The following is an 18,092-nucleotide window of genomic DNA, read 5'->3' as shown; positions in this document are numbered from 1 at the left end:
CACCGGCCACGCCGAAGCGCTGGCCGTGCACCGCCGCCGGCCTTAGCATGGGCGCATGATCGAATCGGCGGCAACTTTCCTGTCCGCGGGACGCTACTTCCGGGAAGTCCTGGCCAACGTGCCGTCTACTGCGTGGAACGCGCCCGGATTGGATGAGTGGACCGTCAGGACCCTGGCCGGACACACCAGCCGCGCCCTGTCCACGGTGCTGACGTACTTGGGACGTCCGGCCGAAAAGGTCCAGGTGGAATCTGCCGCCGACTATTTTCTGGCCACCGGGCTGGCCAATGATCCCCGCGTCACCGAGCGGGCCATAGCGGCGGGCAAGGAGCTGGGACCGCATCCGGTGGATATGGTGGACCGGCTGCTGGCCCAGTTGGAGAACACGCTGCCGCTGGCCGAAGACCGGATCATCGAAACGGCTGCGGGCGGGATGCGCTTCCGCGACTATCTGCCTACCAGGATCTTCGAACTTGCGGTGCACACTTTGGACCTATCCCGTGCATGCGGCTTGGTGGCCGAACTGCCCAGTGACGTAGAACTGGAAGCCGGCCGGTTGGCCATCCAGATCGCCTCCGAACGCGGGGACGGAGCGATGGTTCTGCTGGCGCTGACCGGCCGGACCATCCTGCCGGGCGATTTTTCCGTGGTGTAGTCCTGCCGAACTAGGCCCGGTTGCGGATGCCGGCGGCGGAGACCGCGCCGCCCGCGAAGAGCAGCAACGCAGCGGCCAGAGCGGCGCGGCGGAACCCCGCATAGTCCAGCATGCCGCCGGTGATGGCGCCGGCTGCGGCGATGGCCACCAGCCCGGCGATGCGCGCCACCGCGTTGTTCACTGCGGAGGCGATCCCGCTGCGTTCTGCCGTTACCGCGCCGAGCACCGCGGCGGTCAGCGGAGAGACGGTGACCGCCAGTCCCAGTCCTGCCAACAGCACGCCCGGCAGGATTTGCTGCCAGAAGGCCAGAGGCTCGTGCGCGAACATCATGAGCAGGAACCCGGCCCCTGCCAGCAGCGGGCCGGCGGCCATGAACAGGCGCGGCCCGTAGCGGCCGGAGAGCCGGCCGAACCAGGCGGCAAACGCGAGCGAGAGAACACTCATCGGCAACGTCGCCAGGCCGGCGGCGGCAGCGCTGAAGCCGGCGGCCTGCTGCAGGAAGACCGGCAGCGCGAACAGGCCCAGGGACAGGCCCGCGTAGACCCCCGCCGTGGCGAGGTTTCCGACGCCGAAGTTGCGCACGCCGAATATCTGCAGCGGCATCATCGGGTGGGGCGCTCGGTGTTCCCACCACAAAAAGAGTCCCAGACTTATCAGCCCGGCGGTCAGTGGGACCAGCACCCATGGGTCTGACCAGCCGAGCCGTTGCTGCTCGATCAGCGCGAATACGGGTCCGGCGAGGCCCGCGGCGGCAAGGCAAGCGCCCAGGACGTCGATCGGTGCCCGGGGCTCCTGCCGGGGCGGATCTGCGAGCCGGGCCATCAGCCAGAAGGTGGCGGCGATGGGCAACACGTTCACGGCAAAAACCACCCTCCAGCTCACCGTGTCCACGAGCAGGCCGCCGAAAACCGGGCCGATGATGTAAGCCGTGCCGGTCCAGCCGGTCCATACGCCGATCGCCCTGTGCTGCTCCCTGCCAGCGAAGGTCATGGTGATCAAAGCCAGCGAAGCCGGCACCAGCAGCGCCGCGCCTGCGCCTTGGACAATCCGAGCGGCCACGAGACCGGCTGCCGTCGGCGCCGCAGCGCAGGCCAGCGAAGCCGCCCCAAAGACCATGAGGCCCAGCCTCAGGATCCGGATCCTGCCGAACACGTCGGACAGGGCGCCGGCCACCAGGATCAGCGAGCCCAGGGACAGGAGGTAGCCGCCCACCACCCATTGCTGGACGGCCAGGCCTCCGCCGAGGTCGCGGTCGATGGCCGGCAGCGCCACGTTGACGACTGAGGCGTCGAGGAAGGCCACGAACGAAGCCAGAATGGCGACGAGGAGGATTCTGGCTTCCTCGGGACTCCTCCGCACAGAAGCAGGCCGCGGGTGTTCCGAGCGAGTTGGCGGACCGGGCGAAGCCATGAACCGGGATGTTACCGCGTCCGGATGCTGCTTTCACAGGCAGAGCCACCTTGGCCTTCTACACCGTCCATCGGGGGAGGGCCGTCAGTTACCCGCAGATTCCACGCCAGCGGGTTGACCACTGGTCCGGCCCCTCCGGCTGTGCCAGTCTGGGAGTGTCCGCCCGCAGAGCGAAGGAGACCACCATGGACAGCGTCGGGTTTACCCCCGCCCATGCTTTCAGCGGCTTCAGTGTCAATGACACCGCCGCCGCCAAACAGTTCTACGGAGGGATCCTGGGACTCGAGGTGGCCGAAGGCCCCATGGGCACCTTGGAACTGGGTCTTCCGGGAGGCGCCAAAGTCATGATCTACCCGAAACCGGACCACCAACCGGCCACGTTCACCATCCTGAACTTCGCCGTCGAGGACGTCGAAGCCGCGGTGGATCAACTCAACGGCCGCGGGGTGGAGACCAAGATCTACAACGATCCCGACCTGCCCACCGATGACAAGGGCATCATGCGCGGCAACGGGCCGGACATTGCGTGGTTTAAGGATCCGGCCGGGAACGTATTGGCCGTCCTGAAGCAGTGAAGGCTCGGCGGCTGCTCGCGCCCGCCGAGTATCACCCGGCCGGTCATCGCCGGCTGGGAGGTCAGGCGAAGTAGACGCCGATCCGGTTGCCTTCGATTTCCTCTATCCGGATGTCGATCTCGTAGACATCACGCAACACCTCGGGGTGCATGATCTGCGCCGGCGGCCCCTGGTGGACCAGCCGGCCGGAGCGCATCGCGATGATGCTGTCCGAGTAGCAGGAGGCGAAGTTGATGTCGTGAATGACCAGCACCACGGTCTTGCCCAGTTCGTCGGTGAGACGGCGCAGCAGCCGCATCATTTCCACCGCGTGCTTCATGTCGAGGTTGTTCAGCGGCTCGTCCAGCAGCAGGTAGTCGGTGTCCTGCGCCAGGACCATGGCGATGAAAGCGCGCTGGCGCTGGCCGCCGGAGAGCTCGTCCACAAACTTGTCCGCCATGGAGGTCAGGTCCAGGTACTCCAGGGCCTGTTCGATGTGGGCCTTGTCGTTGACCGTCGGCCGGCCGTTGTTGTGCGGGAAGCGACCGAAACCCACCAAGTCGCGGACGGTCAGGCGGACCGTCAGCTGGTTGTCCTGGCGCAGGATGGCCATCTTACGGGCCAGTTCCTTGCCCGCGGTCTTGCTGACATCGAGGCCATCGATGGTGACGGCTCCGGCATCCATCGGCAGCAGCCGGGAGACCATGGAGAGCAGCGTGGACTTGCCGGCTCCGTTGGGCCCGATGATCGACGTGATGCCGCCGTCCTTGATGTAGCAGCTGACATCGTCCACCACCGTCTGCGTGCCGTAGGTCTTGGAGACGCCGGAGACGTGGATCATTTGACGGAGCCTTTCAGCAGCAGGGCGATAAACAGCAGGCCGCCAGCGAATTCAATGACAATGCTCAGCGCGGTGTCGAAGCTGAACACCTGCTCAAGCACCAGCTGGCCGCCGACCAGTGCGATGGCGCCCAGCAGGACGGCGATAGGCAGCACGTAAGTGTGGCGGAAATGCGAGCAGAGCAGGTAGGCCAGGCTGGCCACCAGCAGGCCGAAGAAGGTAATCGGACCCACCAGCGCGGTGGAGACGGCCACCAAAACGGCGCAAACCATCAACACGGTGGTAACGGCCCGCCGGTGGTTCACGCCCAGGTTCAGTGCGGTGTCCCGTCCCAGCGCCAGCACGTCCAGCTCCCGGCGCATCCGCCACACGGGAATACTGGCGGCAGCAACCGTCACTGCCGAGACGGCAAGCAGCAAGCCGTCCACGTTGTTGAAGCTGGCGAAGAACAGGTCCTGCAGGATAATGAATTCGCTCGGATCGATCAGCCGCTGCAGCAGCGAGGAGATGCCGCGGAACATCGTGCCGAAAACGATCCCCACCAGCAGCATCAAGTGCAGGCTCTTGCCGCCGCCGGTGAACAGCCAGCGGTAGAGCAGGAAAGAGAACGCGACCATCAGCATGACTTCGATGACGAAGCGCGCCGGTGCGCCCATGCTCAGCAGCGCCTGGCCGCCAATGGCGAAGGTCAGCCCGGTCTGGATCAGCATGTACAGGGCGTCGAAACCCATGATCGACGGCGTCAGGATCCGGTTGGCGGTCACCGTCTGGAACAGCACGGTGGACACGCCTACGGCGTACGCCACCAGCAGCATCGACCCGATCTTGATGGCCCGCCGCGGAAGGATGTAGCCGAGGTTGCCGCGCAGGTCGATGGTCATGAACACGGCGACCAGGACGGCGGTGAGCAGTCCCAGCAGGATGATCCACGTCCGCGGCCGGACGGTCTTGATGGTGCGGCGCTTGTGCTGCGTCAGTGCGGCGGGCAGAACCGTGTCAGCCATTTTTGCGGGTCCTCAGCAGCAGGTACAGGAAAATGGCGCTGCCGACCGCGGAGACAATCACACCCACGGGAATCTCGTACGGGAACCGAATGGTGCGGCCAATGATGTCGCACAGCAGTACGAAGCCGGCGCCGAACACCGCCACCCACGGGACCGCGCGGCGGACGCTGTCGCCGAACACCAGCGAGACCAGGTTGGGCACCACCAGGCCCAGGAACGGAATGGCGCCGATGTTGACCACCACCACGGCGCTGATCAGCGAGACGATGATCAGCCCCAGCGTCATCACGCGGCCGTAGTTCAGGCCCAGGTTGGTGGAAAATTCCTGGCCCATGCCGGCCATGGTGAACCGGTCCGCGCACAGATATCCGACCACGGCCAGGACCGCAACGATCCAGAGCAGTTCGTAGCGGCCGCGCAGCACGCCGGAAAAGTCGCCGATCATCCAGCTGTTCAGCGACTGCAGCAGGTCGTACCGGTAGGCAAAAAAGGTGGTCACGGCCGCGATCACGCCGCCCAGCATGATGCCCACCAGCGGCACGATCAGCGTGTTGCGCAGCGGTATCCGGCGCAACACCAGCAGGAACAGCCCGGTTCCGGCAGCCGCGAATACGGTGGCCACCGACATCTTGGCCAGCAGCGTTGCGCCGGGGATTGCCACCGTGACCACCAGGATGCCCAGCGAAGCGGATTCCACGGTTCCCACGGTGGACGGCTCCACGAACTTGTTCCGCGCCATCAATTGCATGATCAGCCCGGCGATGCCCAGTGCCGCGCCGGCCAGGATCACGGACAGGGTCCGCGGCAGCCGGCTGATCCAGAAGATGTCCCAAGCGGTCTGGTCACCGGCCAGCAGCGCCGGCAGGGAGACATCGCTGACCCCCACGAACATGCTGGCACAGGCCAAAATAACGACGGCGGTGCCCGCCCAGGCGAGCTGCGCACCGGATCCCCGGGGGCGCGAATGCCGGACCGCGGCTGCAACCGGGGCCGGAGCTGGAGTGGAAATCGTGGAGGAGGCCATAGATCGGACCACCGCGCAGGCCGCCGGCAGGGAAGCCGGCGGCCCTACGGGGTGCTACTTCGTAATGGCTGCCTGGACGGCGCTGATCATCGCGTCCGTGTTGTTCAGGCCGTAGCCCACCAAGTACCAGGAGGCTGAATCCAGGTACGTGATGCTGTCGTTCTTTGCCGCTTTGGTGCCGTTGACCAGTTCATTGTCCAGAACGGCGGTGGCTGCCTCACCGGATTCGCCGACAGCCGAGTCGCGGTCGATCACGAACAGGTGGTCCGGGTTGGTTTCCGCGACGAATTCGTGGGAGATCGCCTCGCCGTGCGGTCCCTCGGACTTCACGTCGGCGGCGGGCTGCACGCCCAACACGTCGTGGACGATTCCGAAGCGGGATCCGGCGCCGTAGGCAGTCATTTCGCCGCCGCTGGTCATCAGCACCAAGCCGGTGCCGGCGTCGGCAGCTTCGGCCTTGGTGTCCTCGATCTTGGTGTCGATGGCAGAAAGCTTCTCTTCGACTTCAGCTTCCTTGCCGAAGATCTCGCCCAGAGTCGTGGAGACTTCCTGGAAACTCTCGACCGGCTCGGCGGTATCGACGCTTAGGTCGATGGTCGGGGCGATCTTGCTCAGCTCTCCGTAAGCCTCAGCGGTACGGCCGGAGATGATGATCAGATCCGGGGCGCCTTCGCTGATCGCCTCGAAATCAGGTTCCTTCATGGAACCGATCTTGGTGTAGCTGTCTTCGCCATACTGCGCCAGGGACTCGGGGTACACGGCCTCCGGGACGCCGTCCACCTCGACGCCCAGGGCGGTGAGGCTGTCCAGCACGCCCAGGTCAAAGGTGTAGACGGTCTCCGGGTTCACGGGCACGTCCGTGGTTCCCGAGGCATGCTCAACGCTGATCGTCTCTGCATCGGCGCCTGCTGCGGCATCGGTCTGCTGACCGCACGCGCTCATAGCGAGCATGGAAACGGCTGCGGTCACAACCATCAGGCCGGACTTCAGGGGCTTTTTCACTAACACTCCATCGTTCGTCAATGCCGGGCCCGAGGGAGGAGCCGGCATTAGGCAACATAAACGTTTGCTATTTGCGCGCACTGTGAAAACTATCGGGTTAGGTTAGCCTTACGCAACTTGGCCCGATGTCCGAAATGCCTCGCGGCGTCACATGGGGCTCGGCAGGCGGGTTGAATCCGCTTCTGGCTGGCACTCGCCTTGACCGAGTGCTAACCCTTCTCATAGAGTCGCAGTTAGCACTCTCCCCGTGTGGGTGCTAATACAAGGAACCGCCTGCCGGCACCGCGACGACGGCAGACATCTCCTTGGCCAAACCTATTCGTAGCTCATGAAAAGGAGAGAGCCGAGTGTCGGTCTCCATTAAGCCTCTTGAGGATCGTATTGTTGTCCAGCCGCTCGAAGCAGAGCAGACCACGGCCTCCGGCCTGGTTATCCCGGACACCGCCAAGGAAAAGCCGCAGGAAGGCAAAGTTGTCGCGATCGGCCCCGGCCGCGTCGATGACAATGGCAACCGGGTTCCCGTTGACGTAGCCGAGGGTGACGTAGTCATCTACTCGAAGTACGGCGGAACCGAGGTCAAGGTCGGCGGCGAAGAGTACCTGGTGCTCTCTGCCCGCGACGTGCTGGCCATCGTCACCAAGTAAGGCCCATCAGCTGAGTCCGGCGGCTCGGGCGCGCGCAGTCGACGCCCGCAGCCGGAACCACGGACAACCGAAATGCCCCGGCTGCCGCTGTATTGCAGCGCAGCCGGGGCATTTCGCGTGAAAGGAACAAATTCATGGCAAAGCAGTTGGAGTTCAACGACGCGGCCCGCAAGGCGCTGGAAGCCGGCGTCGACAAGCTCGCCAATACCGTCAAGGTCACTCTCGGCCCCCGCGGCCGCAATGTGGTCCTGGACAAGAAGTGGGGTGCCCCCACGATCACCAATGACGGCGTGACCATCGCCCGTGAGGTGGAGCTCGACAATCCGTATGAGAACCTTGGCGCGCAGTTGGCCAAGGAAGTCGCCACCAAGACCAACGATGTCGCCGGCGACGGCACCACGACCGCTACCGTGCTGGCCCAGGCGCTGGTCAAGGAAGGCCTGCGCAACGTGGCCGCCGGCGCCGCACCGGGAGCCCTCAAGCATGGCATTGAGGTAGCGGTCGAGGCCGTTTCCGCGCGCCTGCTGGAGAACGCCCGCGAGGTCGAGGACAAGGTGGCCGAGGTTGCCACCATCTCGGCCCAGAGCCCCGAGGTCGGCCAGTTGCTGGCCGAAGCCTTCGACAAGGTGGGCAAGGACGGCGTCATCACCATCGAAGAAGCCTCCGGCATGGAGACCGAACTGGTGCTCACTGAAGGCATGCAGTTCGACAAGGGCCTGCTGTCGCAGTACTTCGTCACCGACCAGGAGCGCCAGGAGGCCGTCCTCGAGGATGCGCTGATCCTGATCTCCCAGGGCAAGATCTCCACGGTGCAGGAATTCCTGCCGCTGTTGGAGAAGGTGCTGCAGGCCAACAAGCCGCTGTTCATCATCGCCGAAGACATTGACGGCGAAGCCCTGTCCACCCTGGTGGTCAACAAGATCCGCGGCACGCTCAACGTCGCTGCTGTGAAGGCACCGGGCTTCGGCGACCGCCGCAAGGCCATGCTGCAGGACATCGCGGTGCTCACCGGCGCCCAGGTGGTGTCCGCCGACCTCGGTCTGAAGCTGGACCAGGTTGGCCTCGAGGTGCTCGGTACCGCGCGCCGGATCACTGTCACCAAGGACAACACCACCATTGTGGACGGTGCCGGTTCCGAGGCCGATGTGGCGGACCGCGTGGCCCAGCTGCAGGCAGAGGTGCTGCGCACCGATTCCGATTGGGACCGCGAGAAGCTGCAGGAACGCCTGGCCAAGCTGGCCGGCGGTATCGGCGTGATCAAGGTCGGCGCTGCCACCGAGGTCGAGATGAAGGAGAAGAAGCACCGGATCGAGGACGCAGTGTCCTCCACCCGCGCGGCTTTGGAAGAAGGCATCGTTGCCGGCGGCGGTTCCGCCCTGGTTCACGCTGCCCAGGCTCTGGACACCGACCCGAACGTGCTGGCCCTTGAAGGCGATGCAGCCACCGCCGTCGGACTGGTCCGCCGTGCGCTGGCCCAGCCGCTGCGCTGGATCGCTGAAAACGCCGGTCACGAGGGCATGGTCGTCGTCTCCAAGGTGAGCGAACTGACCGTCAACAACGGCTTCAACGCCGCCACCGGCGAATACGAGGACCTGTTCGCCGCCGGTGTTATCGACCCCGTGAAGGTGACCCGTTCGGCGCTGCGCAATGCGGCCTCGATCGCAGCCCTGGTGCTGACCACCGAAACCCTGGTTGTCGAGAAGCCGGCCGACGAGGACGAGCACAACCACCAGCACTAACAGCTTGTAGGGTCGCCGCGCCACGCGGAGACCCACGGGCACGCAAGCACCGAGGGGATCAGGCCAAGCCTGGTCCCCTCGGTGCTGCCCGGCATGGCCGTTAGCTCCACCACATCCGCAGCGGGCAGAAATACCGGGTGCGCCGGAAACGTTTAGGATGTAACCAACCTCAGGAACCGGTCTTCGGACCGTGTCCGGAGGCCGCCACCGGTATCGCTCGAAAGGCCCTGCAGTGTCCGAAGAATTCAACCCGTTCGCTTTCGAGGGTCTGACCTACGACGACGTTCTCCTGTTGCCCGGCCCCACGGATGTCATTCCGTCCGAGGCCGACACCAGCTCACGCCTGACCCGTCGAATCACCGTGCAGACCCCGCTGCTCTCCGCCGCCATGGACACAGTGACCGAATCCCGGATGGCCATCGCCATGGCCCGCCAGGGCGGTCTGGGGGTGATCCACCGCAATCTCTCCATCACGGACCAGGCCGAGCACGTGGACCGGGTCAAGCGCAGCGAATCCGGCATGATCACCAACCCGGTGACCATTGCACCGGACGCCACGCTCGCCGAGCTGGACGAGCTCTGCTTTAACTACCGGGTTTCCGGACTGCCGGTGGTGGACTCCGAGGGCAAGCTGTTGGGCATCTGCACCAACCGCGACACCCGCTTTGTGCCCCGCGCCGACTACCCGACCACCAAGGTGCACGAGGTGATGACCTCGATGCCGCTGATCACCGGCAAGGTGGGCATCAGCCGCCCCGACGTGATCGAACTTCTGGGCAAGAACCGGATCGAAAAGCTGCCGTTGGTGGACGACGCCGGCATCCTGCAGGGCCTGATCACCGTCAAGGACTTCGACAAGGCCGAGCAGTACCCGCTGGCTACCAAGGACGACGACGGCCGGCTGCGCGTCGGCGCCGCCGTCGGCTTCTTCGGCGACGGCTACGAGCGTGCCATGACCATGATCGAGGCCGGCGTGGACGTGCTGGTGGTGGACACCGCCAACGGCCACAGCCAGGGCGTGCTGGACATGATCGCCCGGCTCAAGAAGGATCCGGCCGCGGCGCACGTGGACGTCATCGGCGGCCAGGCGGCCACCCGCGAGGGTGCGCAGGCACTGGTCGACGCCGGCGCCGACGCCATCAAGGTGGGTGTGGGCCCCGGATCCATCTGCACCACCCGCGTGGTGGCCGGTGTGGGCGTCCCGCAGATCACCGCCATCTACGAGTCGGCCAAGGCAGCCATCCCGGCCGGCATCCCGGTGATTGCCGACGGCGGCCTGCAGCACTCCGGCGACATTGGCAAGGCCCTCGTCGCGGGCGCCGACACCGTGATGCTCGGCTCGTTGCTGGCCGGTGCCGCCGAGTCCCCGGGTGATCTGGTGTTCGTCAACGGCAAGCAGTTCAAGGCCTACCGCGGCATGGGCTCGCTGGGCGCCATGCAGACCCGCGGCAAGAACACGTCCTTCTCCAAGGACCGCTACTTCCAGGCCGATGTACCCGACGACGAGAAGCTGATCCCCGAGGGCATCGAAGGCCAGGTGCCGTACCGCGGCCCGCTGTCGGCCGTCGCGCACCAGCTGGTGGGAGGCTTGCGTCAGACCATGTTCTACACCGGCGCCCGCACCGTTGCCGAGCTCAAGGCCAAGGGCAAGTTCGTCCGGATCACTGCGGCTGGCCTGAAGGAGTCCCACCCGCACGACATCATGATGACCGTGGAGGCACCGAACTACAAGCGGTAGCCCCCAGTCCGCCGACGGCGCCGTTCCCCGCAACAGGGGAGCGGCGCCTCTCGCGTTAACCAGCGGCAGGACTTTCGCCGGCGCTTAGACACCTCCCTCGTTCCTCGGTCGGCGATGCGCGCCTACACGAAAGTCCCGCCGCTCCAGTGACGGCGCGCCGGCCGGTGAGCCGGTGCTCAGCCGCGCGGCGACGGCACCGGGGGCGCGCCGACGGGCTGCGACCAGCCGCGCGTATGGACGGGACAGCGCATCGGTGCGTGGGCGCGGGCGCGCAAGTGGCCACCGACCGCGACACGGGCGAGCCAACGCAACCGACGTCGGAAGATCAGCAGCGCGATGATCACGATAACCGCAGTGTCAGGCCAGCGCGGCGCCGGCCAGTTATCCGGCGCGGACGGATACGCCCCATCGGAGAGCCCGGCGGCTCGCTCGAAGTGGTTGCGGGAGGAGGGGAACAACGCTCCGTCGATGATGTACGCCGCCGGAAATGCGAACGGGCCGGCGAGCACGTTGCACACGGCCCACTGGTCGACGTGCCGCGACTCGTGCTTGGCGAGTTTCGCCTCCTCGGTCCGGGTCTGGGAGATGTTCGGGCCGTAGCGGACATACTGGCCCTCGTCCGCTATGGCATATCCGTTGACGCTCAATGCGCCCGCTGGGTCTACCGGCGGCATCCATGCAATGAATACGTCGCCGAGCATTGTGCCGCCACCGCTGGTCCGCGGCGGGTGCCAGAACATGACCCACAACGACGGACCTGAGCACGATTCCATATCAAGGCTGCGCCCGGTCAGGACCCCGACGCCGCTGATAGGGGCGACCAGAAAATTGCGGGTGATGCTCCACGGGGCTGGTGGTGAAATCCGCAGACGCGGCTCAGGCTTGATTTGCCCGTCGGCAGTGATGTGGCTGTGGCAAGGGATTTGCGGGGCGAGTGCCTCCTGGGCGCGGGCTCCGGCACCCGCGACGAGGAGGGCCGCCACCACAAAGACGGCGATCCCGCGCACTCGCTGGTGGAAGGCGCAGACGGTGCACGACGCGGCTCTGCGCAACCGACGCGAATGAAGGGAGGGCATCGAGTAGATGAGCCCGGCGATGCCAAAGCACAGGGTGGACGCCAAGCCACGCGCGAACGGTCGCGCGTGCTCAACGGACCGCGGGATTCTTCCGCCCATGACTGACCACTTCCCGCTCCGGCTACCCGCGGCCGGCCAGCGGCACCGTCAAGAGCGGGCCTACGGTGCGCTTGCCTGCCGTGCGGCAGATCGAGCGTACCGCCTGCGCCGGCCCGACGCCAGCAGTCGGAGGGGCCCGGCAGTCGGGCGCGGCGGCGTAAGTCTCCATCCGCGTCCGCTCCCCGGTGAAGCGTTCCAACAGTGGGATAACCTAGAGCCGTGACTTACGAGATTGAAATTGGCCGTGGCAAGCGTGGGCGCCGAGCCTACTCCCTCGATGACGTGGCGATCGTCCCGTCGCGCCGGACGCGCGACCCGAAGGACGTCTCCGTCAGTTGGCAGATTGACGCGTACAAGTTCGACGCCCCGGTGATCGCCGCCCCGATGGACTCGGTGATGTCTCCGGCCACCGCCATTGCGCTGGGCAAGCTGGGCGGCCTCGGCGTGCTCAATCTCGAAGGACTGTGGACGCGGTACGAGGATCCGCTGCCGGTGCTGGATGAAATCGAGGCCCTGGGCACGGAGAATTTCAACCCGGCCGCCACCAAGCGGATGCAGGAACTCTACGCGGCACCGGTTCAGCCGGAGCTGATTACCTCCCGCCTGGCCGAGATCCGCGAGGCCGGTGTCACCGTGGCCGGTTCGCTGACCCCGCAGCGCACGCAGGAGCACTACAAGACCGTGCTGGCCGCCGGCGTGGACATCTTCGTGATCCGCGGCACCACGGTCTCAGCAGAGCATGTGTCCAAGACGCAGGAGCCGCTGAACCTGAAGCAGTTCATCTATGAGCTGGACGTGCCGGTGATCGTCGGCGGCGCCGCCGGTTACACCCCGGCCCTGCACCTGATGCGCACCGGCGCGGCCGGCGTGCTGGTGGGCTTCGGCGGGGGAGCGACGACGACCACCCGCCGGGCGCTGGGCATCCACGCACCGATGGCTTCGGCGATTTCCGATGTGGCCGCCGCGCGGCGGGATTACATGGATGAATCCGGCGGCCGCTATGTGCATGTGATTGCCGACGGCGGATTGGGCTTCAGCGGTGACATCGTCAAGGCCATCGCCATGGGAGCCGACGCCGTCATGCTCGGTTCCGCACTGGCCCGCGCCGAAGAAGCGCCCGGCCGCGGCTGGCACTGGGGCCAGGAGGCCCACCACGACGAGCTGCCGCGCGGAGACCGCGTGAATGTGGGCACCGTCGGTCCGCTGGAGCGGGTGCTGCACGGGCCGTCGAACCACACGAACGGCACGTCCAACCTGGTGGGAGCGCTGCGTCGGTCGATGGCCACCACCGGGTACTCCGACCTGAAGGAGTTCCAGCGCTGCGAAGTGGTGCTGGCACCGATCCAACCCGGCGACTGAATCCCGATCATGGAAGGCTGAGGCGATGACCACCGGTGCCCTGAGTCCCGAAAGCCGCGAGCAGTCCCTGGCCGCCTTGCGCGCCACCGCCGAGCGCGGGGCCGAACTGGACGTACTGATCGTCGGTGGCGGCGTGGTCGGTGCCGGGGCGGCACTGGACGCGGCAACCCGCGGGCTGGACGTGGGCATCGTGGAGGCGCGGGACTGGGCATCGGGAACGTCGTCGCGGTCTTCCAAACTGATCCATGGTGGACTGCGCTATCTGGAGATGCTCGACTTTGCCCTGGTGCGTGAGGCGCTGCAGGAGCGCGGGCTGCTGCTGGAGCGCATTGCGCCGCACCTGGTGCGGCCGGTGCCGTTCCTGTATCCGCTGACCAAACGGTTCGTGGAGCGGCCCTACGTGGGCGCGGGCGTGGCCCTGTATGACGTGTTGGCGGCGGCCACGGGGCGCGGCCGCGGCGTGCCCTTCCACAAACATTTGTCCCGGCGCGGGACCCTCCGGGCGGCACCCAGCCTGAAGAAGGACGCCATGGTGGGGTCCATCCGCTACTACGACGCGCAGGTGGACGACGCCCGGCTGGTCGTGAACCTGGTCCGCACGGCCGCCGCGTTCGGTGCGCAAGCGGTCAACCGGCTGGCGGTCATCGACTTCCTGCGCGAGGGCGAACGCGTGGTCGGCGCCCGCGTTCGCAACCAAGAGGACGGTAGCGAGTTCAACATCCGGGCCAAGCAGGTGCTCAATGCCACCGGTGTGTGGACGGACGAAACCCAAGCGATGGTCACCGAACGCGGCCAGCTGAGCGTCCGGGCGTCCAAGGGCATCCACCTGGTGGTGCCGCGGGACCGCTTCCAGTCCACGGTGGGCCTGATCCTGCGCACCGAGAAATCGGTGCTGTTCGTCATTCCGTGGGGCCGGCACTGGATCATCGGCACCACCGATACGGACTGGAACCTGGACAAGGCCCATCCGGCGGCCTCGTCCAAGGACATCGACTACCTGCTCGAGCACGTCAACCAAGTGCTGCAGCGCCCGCTCACCCGGGAGGATGTCGAAGGCGTCTACGCCGGACTCCGGCCGCTGCTGGCGGGCGAAAACGACTCCACGGCGAAGCTCTCGCGCGAACACGTGGTGGCGCACCCGGTCCCCGGGCTGGTGGTGGTGGCCGGCGGCAAGTACACCACTTACCGCGTGATGGCCAAGGACGCCGTGGACGAAGCCGCGCGGGCGCTGGACGAGCGCGTGCCGCCGAGCTGCACCGATACCATCCCGCTGCTCGGCGCCTCCGGTTTCAAGGCCGCGTGGAACAAGCGCAGCCGCACAGCCGACCGGACGGGCATCCACGTGGCCCGGGTGGAGCACCTGCTCAACCGCTTCGGTTCCATGGCCGGCGACGTGCTGGACATCATCACCGAACGGCCCGAGTTGGCCGAACCGCTGCCCGGCGCCGACGACTACCTGGCGGCCGAAGTGGTCTATGCGACCACGCACGAGGGAGCCCGGCACATCCACGACGTCCTCACACGCAGGACCAGGATCTCCATCGAGGCCTGGGACCGCGGTGTCTCGGCCGCGCCGGTGGTGGCGAACCTGATGGCGCCGATCCTGGGCTGGAGCGAGGAACAAGTGGAACGCGAGGTGAAGCATTATCTGGCCCGGGTGGAAGCAGAACGGCTCAGCCAGGAGCAGCCCGACGACGTCTCCGCCGACAGTGCCCGGATGGGCGTCGACGACATCGTGCCGCTGGCCTGAGGGCGCGGGTGCCGCCCACCGCCGACCCCGGCGTGGATTCGTTTTCTACAGGCTTGCGAAGTACCTTTAAAGGGTGCTCAAGACTGCCCTGAAACCCCGCTGGATAGCGGCTCTGGTGCTTGCGCTGGCGCTGTCCACGGTGTTTGTGCTGCTGAGCCAGTGGCAGTTTTCCGCCTCCCAGAGTAAACCGCCGCCGCCCCCGGGCGAGACCGAAACCGTCAAGCCGCTGACCGACGTCTTCACGCCGGGCATCCCGATGACCGCCGCCACTGCGGACCAGATGGTCAGCGTGGACGGCAGTTTTATCCCCGGCGCCCAGGTGCTGGTCCAGGGCCGTCTGCAGGACGGCGCCAGCGGGCTCTGGGTGGTGGACGCCTTCGCGGTAGACGGCGTCAAGCAGTTCCGTGAAGACGTGGTCATCCCCGTGGTCCGCGGCTGGATCAAGGACCCGACGGACGCCGTTCCCGCCCCGGAAGGCGAGGCCAGCGTCGTCGGGCGCCTGCTGCCCACCGAGGCGCCGCTGCCCGGGGCCCGGCCCGCCGGGCAGGTCGCATCGCTCTCGGTTGCCGAGCTGATCAACCGCTGGGACGTGCCGAGCTACGCCGGCTTCGTGGTCGGTACCGGCTTCACCGTTGCCGGCAAGGACCTGGGCACGGCGACCGACGGCACGGCCATGCAGCCGGTAGTCGTTGGACCGCAGCCGCAGGAAGCGCCGGTCAACTGGATGAACGTCTTCTACGCGGTGGAATGGGTGGTGTTCGCCGGCTTCGCCATCTTCCTCTGGTGGCGGCTGGTGGCCGACGACTACCGCCGCGACCTGGAGGACGCCGAAGACGCGGCCGCGGAAGCCCGCTCCGCTGCACAAGCCGAAGGATCCGGCGCGGCGGGCCCGGCAGAACCTCATGCCGCCGACCAAGACGGCGCCGACCAGACCACACCCAGCAACACACCCCACGCAACGAGGTAGTCCACGTGACAGAAAACGCTCCAGACCGTTCCGCCGCGACCCAGCGCCCCGCCAAGCGCCGCTTCGCCGGGACGCACACCCAGATCCGCTCCGCCCTGACGTTCTACAAGATCACCTCCTACATCACCGGCATCATGCTGTTGCTGCTCTGCGCGGAGATGGTGCTGCGCTACGGCCTCAATTTGTTCCTGTTCGCCAACGCCACCAATACGCTGACCGGGGAGACCTTCGCGCTCGGCCTGGCGCAGGCCGAACCCTCGGTGGTAGAAGGCGTGAATCTCTCCATCGCGGTGCTGGTGGCGCACGGCTGGCTGTATGTGCTCTACCTGATTGCCGACTTCCGGCTCTGGTCGCTGATGCGCTGGCCGTTCACCAAGTTCGTGCTGATCGCCCTGGGCGGCGTGATCCCGTTCCTGTCCATCATCTTGGAGCGCAAGATCCACCGCGAGGTGGAACACGAACTGGCCGCCCACCCCGAAGCCGCCAAGCGCTACTGACCGAGGAGGCCACCGGCCTCAGGCGAGGAGCACGACGGCGGTGCGCACCGCCGTCGTGCCTTAACTCACGCTGGGAAGCCCGACCTCAAAGTGCGTGGCCCCCGGCACGGCGACTATCCTGTAGGGGTGACTACTCCTCCCCCCGCCACTACGGACCACCGGCCTGTCCTCGTTGTTGACTACGGGGCTCAGTACGCGCAACTGATTGCCCGCCGCGTACGCGAAGCCAACGTGTACTCCGAAATTGTTCCGCACACCTTCACTACCGAACAGCTGATGGCCAAGAACCCGGTGGCCATCATCCTCTCCGGCGGCCCGTCCAGCGTGTACGCCGAGGGAGCTCCCCGGGTCGGCGCCGACCTGTTCGAGGCCGGCGTCCCGGTATTCGGCATCTGCTACGGCTTCCAGGCCATGGCGAACGCTCTGGGCGGCACCGTGGCGGAGACCGGCCTGCGCGAGTATGGCGCCACGGACGCCACCACGGTGGGCGAGGGACGCTCGATTCTGGCCGGAACCCCGGCCTCGCAGAATACCTGGATGAGCCACGGCGACTCGGTGCAGCAGGCGCCCGAAGGCTTCGACGTGCTGGCCAGCACGGCCGGCGCCCCGGTGGCGGCCTTCGCGAACGAGGAAAAGAAGCTGTACGGCGTGCAGTGGCATCCGGAAGTCAAGCACTCCGCGCACGGCCAGAAGGTGCTGGAAAACTTCCTGTTCCAGGGCGCCGGGCTGAAGCCCAACTGGACCACCGGCAACATTGTCGAAGAGCAGGTGGAGCGGATCCGCGCGCAGATTGGTGATTCCCGCGTGATCTGCGGCCTCTCCGGCGGCGTGGACTCCGCCGTCGCCGCAGCCCTGGTGCAGCGCGCCGTCGGCGACCAGCTGACCTGTGTGTTCGTGGACCACGGGCTCCTGCGCGAGGGCGAAGCCGAGCAGGTGGAGCGCGACTTCGTCGCCGCCACCGGCGTGAAACTGTATGTTGCCAACGAGCAGCAGCGCTTCCTCTCCGCGCTGGCCGGGGTCACCGATCCGGAGACCAAGCGCAAGATCATTGGCCGCGAGTTCATCCGCGCCTTCGAGGCAGCCGAAAAGGCCGTGCTGGCCGAGGCGGCCGCGGAGGGCGAGTCGGTGAAGTACCTGGTGCAGGGAACCCTCTACCCGGACGTGGTCGAGTCCGGCGGCGGCGAGGGTGCCGCGAACATCAAGAGCCACCACAACGTGGGCGGTTTGCCCGAGGACCTGCAGTTCGAGTTGGTCGAGCCGCTGCGCACGCTGTTCAAGGACGAAGTCCGCGCCGTCGGCGCGCAGCTGGGCCTGCCGGCCGAGATCGTCGGCCGCCAGCCGTTCCCCGGCCCGGGCCTGGGCATCCGCATCATCGGCGAAGTCACGCAGGAGCGCCTGGACCTGCTGCGCAAGGCCGACGCGATTGCCCGGGCGGAGCTGACCGCCGCCGGCCTGGACCAGGAAGTCTGGCAGATGCCGGTGGTCCTGCTGGCCGACGTGCGCAGCGTGGGCGTGCAGGGCGACGGCCGCACCTACGGACACCCGATCGTGCTCCGTCCGGTCTCCTCCGAGGACGCAATGACCGCTGACTGGTCGCGCCTGCCCTACGACCTGCTGGCCAGGATCTCCAACCGCATCACCAACGAAGTGGACGGGGTCAACCGCGTGGTGCTCGACGTGACGAGCAAGCCGCCGGGCACCATCGAGTGGGAGTAGCCACAACGGGCAGCCG

At 66.7% G+C, this 18,092-nt stretch carries 16 protein-coding genes; 10 read left to right on the top strand and 6 right to left on the bottom strand.

Going from position 1 to position 18,092, the window contains the following annotated elements:
- Nucleotides 1–55: 55 nt before the first annotated feature.
- Nucleotides 56–655 carry a maleylpyruvate isomerase N-terminal domain-containing protein gene (locus tag AC5RWT_RS14010; protein ID WP_494046001.1) on the top strand — a complete coding sequence of 200 codons (600 nt, stop codon included), beginning with the start codon at nt 56–58 and terminating at the stop codon, nt 653–655.
- A gap of 10 nt (nt 656–665) precedes the next feature.
- On the opposite strand, the gene AC5RWT_RS14005 is transcribed toward AC5RWT_RS14010, so the two are convergent.
- Entirely contained in the window at nt 666–2,015 is a 1,350-nt protein-coding gene (locus tag AC5RWT_RS14005) for an MFS transporter (RefSeq protein ID WP_494080711.1), read from the bottom strand.
- A 236-nt stretch (nt 2,016–2,251) separates the two neighbouring features.
- On the opposite strand from AC5RWT_RS14005, the gene AC5RWT_RS14000 reads away from it, so the two are divergent.
- A complete protein-coding gene (locus tag AC5RWT_RS14000) occupies nt 2,252–2,641 on the top strand; it encodes a VOC family protein (protein ID WP_494080710.1) in 390 nt (129 codons plus the stop codon).
- Nucleotides 2,642–2,702: 61 nt separating this feature from the next.
- On the opposite strand, the gene AC5RWT_RS13995 is transcribed toward AC5RWT_RS14000, so the two are convergent.
- From AC5RWT_RS13995 to AC5RWT_RS13980, 4 genes are read right to left on the bottom strand one after another with little or no spacing between them, the layout of a single operon-like run.
- Nucleotides 2,703–3,461, bottom strand: a complete 759-nt coding sequence (locus AC5RWT_RS13995; protein ID WP_493940042.1) for an iron ABC transporter ATP-binding protein — start codon at nt 3,459–3,461, stop codon at nt 2,703–2,705.
- Nucleotides 3,458–4,465, bottom strand: coding sequence for an iron chelate uptake ABC transporter family permease subunit (locus AC5RWT_RS13990; RefSeq protein ID WP_494046003.1), 1,008 nt, complete (start codon nt 4,463–4,465; stop codon nt 3,458–3,460). The genes AC5RWT_RS13995 and AC5RWT_RS13990 overlap by 4 nt, the downstream gene beginning before the upstream one ends.
- Nucleotides 4,458–5,489 (bottom strand): ABC transporter permease, encoded by a 1,032-nt coding sequence (locus AC5RWT_RS13985; protein WP_494080709.1) that lies wholly within the window; start codon nt 5,487–5,489, stop codon nt 4,458–4,460. The genes AC5RWT_RS13990 and AC5RWT_RS13985 overlap by 8 nt, the downstream gene beginning before the upstream one ends.
- A gap of 54 nt (nt 5,490–5,543) precedes the next feature.
- Nucleotides 5,544–6,491, bottom strand: a complete 948-nt coding sequence (locus AC5RWT_RS13980) for a siderophore ABC transporter substrate-binding protein (RefSeq protein ID WP_494046005.1) — start codon at nt 6,489–6,491, stop codon at nt 5,544–5,546.
- Nucleotides 6,492–6,838: 347 nt separating this feature from the next.
- Between AC5RWT_RS13980 and groES the strand changes: the two genes are divergently transcribed.
- The 3 genes from groES to guaB all read left to right on the top strand — a co-directional run bounded on the left by groES (nt 6,839) and on the right by guaB (nt 10,612).
- Complete coding sequence (gene groES, locus AC5RWT_RS13975; protein WP_127511177.1) at nt 6,839–7,135, top strand: co-chaperone GroES; 297 nt, start codon at nt 6,839–6,841, stop codon at nt 7,133–7,135.
- A gap of 134 nt (nt 7,136–7,269) precedes the next feature.
- Nucleotides 7,270–8,874 carry a chaperonin GroEL gene (groL, locus tag AC5RWT_RS13970; RefSeq protein ID WP_494080708.1) on the top strand — a complete coding sequence of 535 codons (1,605 nt, stop codon included), beginning with the start codon at nt 7,270–7,272 and terminating at the stop codon, nt 8,872–8,874.
- A gap of 232 nt (nt 8,875–9,106) precedes the next feature.
- Nucleotides 9,107–10,612: an IMP dehydrogenase gene (gene guaB / locus AC5RWT_RS13965; protein WP_127511179.1), complete on the top strand. Its 1,506-nt coding sequence runs from the start codon at nt 9,107–9,109 to the stop codon at nt 10,610–10,612.
- A 176-nt stretch (nt 10,613–10,788) separates the two neighbouring features.
- Here the strand turns inward: guaB and AC5RWT_RS13960 are convergent, their stop codons facing one another.
- Nucleotides 10,789–11,787, bottom strand: coding sequence for a hypothetical protein (locus tag AC5RWT_RS13960; RefSeq protein WP_494080707.1), 999 nt, complete (start codon nt 11,785–11,787; stop codon nt 10,789–10,791).
- A 219-nt stretch (nt 11,788–12,006) separates the two neighbouring features.
- Between AC5RWT_RS13960 and AC5RWT_RS13955 the strand changes: the two genes are divergently transcribed.
- The 5 genes from AC5RWT_RS13955 (at nt 12,007) to guaA (ending at nt 18,076) form a co-directional block, all read left to right on the top strand.
- The gene (locus tag AC5RWT_RS13955; protein ID WP_353917477.1) at nt 12,007–13,146 is read left to right on the top strand and encodes a GuaB3 family IMP dehydrogenase-related protein; all 1,140 of its coding nucleotides are present in this window, start codon (nt 12,007–12,009) and stop codon (nt 13,144–13,146) included.
- A gap of 25 nt (nt 13,147–13,171) precedes the next feature.
- A complete protein-coding gene (locus AC5RWT_RS13950; RefSeq protein ID WP_494046009.1) occupies nt 13,172–14,896 on the top strand; it encodes a glycerol-3-phosphate dehydrogenase/oxidase in 1,725 nt (574 codons plus the stop codon).
- 73 nt (nt 14,897–14,969) lie between these two features.
- On the top strand, nt 14,970–15,863 hold the full coding sequence (locus tag AC5RWT_RS13945) for an SURF1 family protein (protein ID WP_494080706.1): 894 nt from the start codon (nt 14,970–14,972) through the stop codon (nt 15,861–15,863).
- 5 nt (nt 15,864–15,868) lie between these two features.
- The gene (locus AC5RWT_RS13940; RefSeq protein ID WP_494080705.1) at nt 15,869–16,360 is read left to right on the top strand and encodes a DUF3817 domain-containing protein; all 492 of its coding nucleotides are present in this window, start codon (nt 15,869–15,871) and stop codon (nt 16,358–16,360) included.
- 126 nt (nt 16,361–16,486) lie between these two features.
- Nucleotides 16,487–18,076 (top strand): glutamine-hydrolyzing GMP synthase, encoded by a 1,590-nt coding sequence (gene guaA / locus AC5RWT_RS13935; protein ID WP_494046012.1) that lies wholly within the window; start codon nt 16,487–16,489, stop codon nt 18,074–18,076.
- Nucleotides 18,077–18,092: the final 16 nt, after the last annotated feature.

The organism is Arthrobacter sp. Dra40, assembly GCF_059091905.1.
This window is presented reverse-complemented; position numbering and strand designations above follow the sequence as displayed.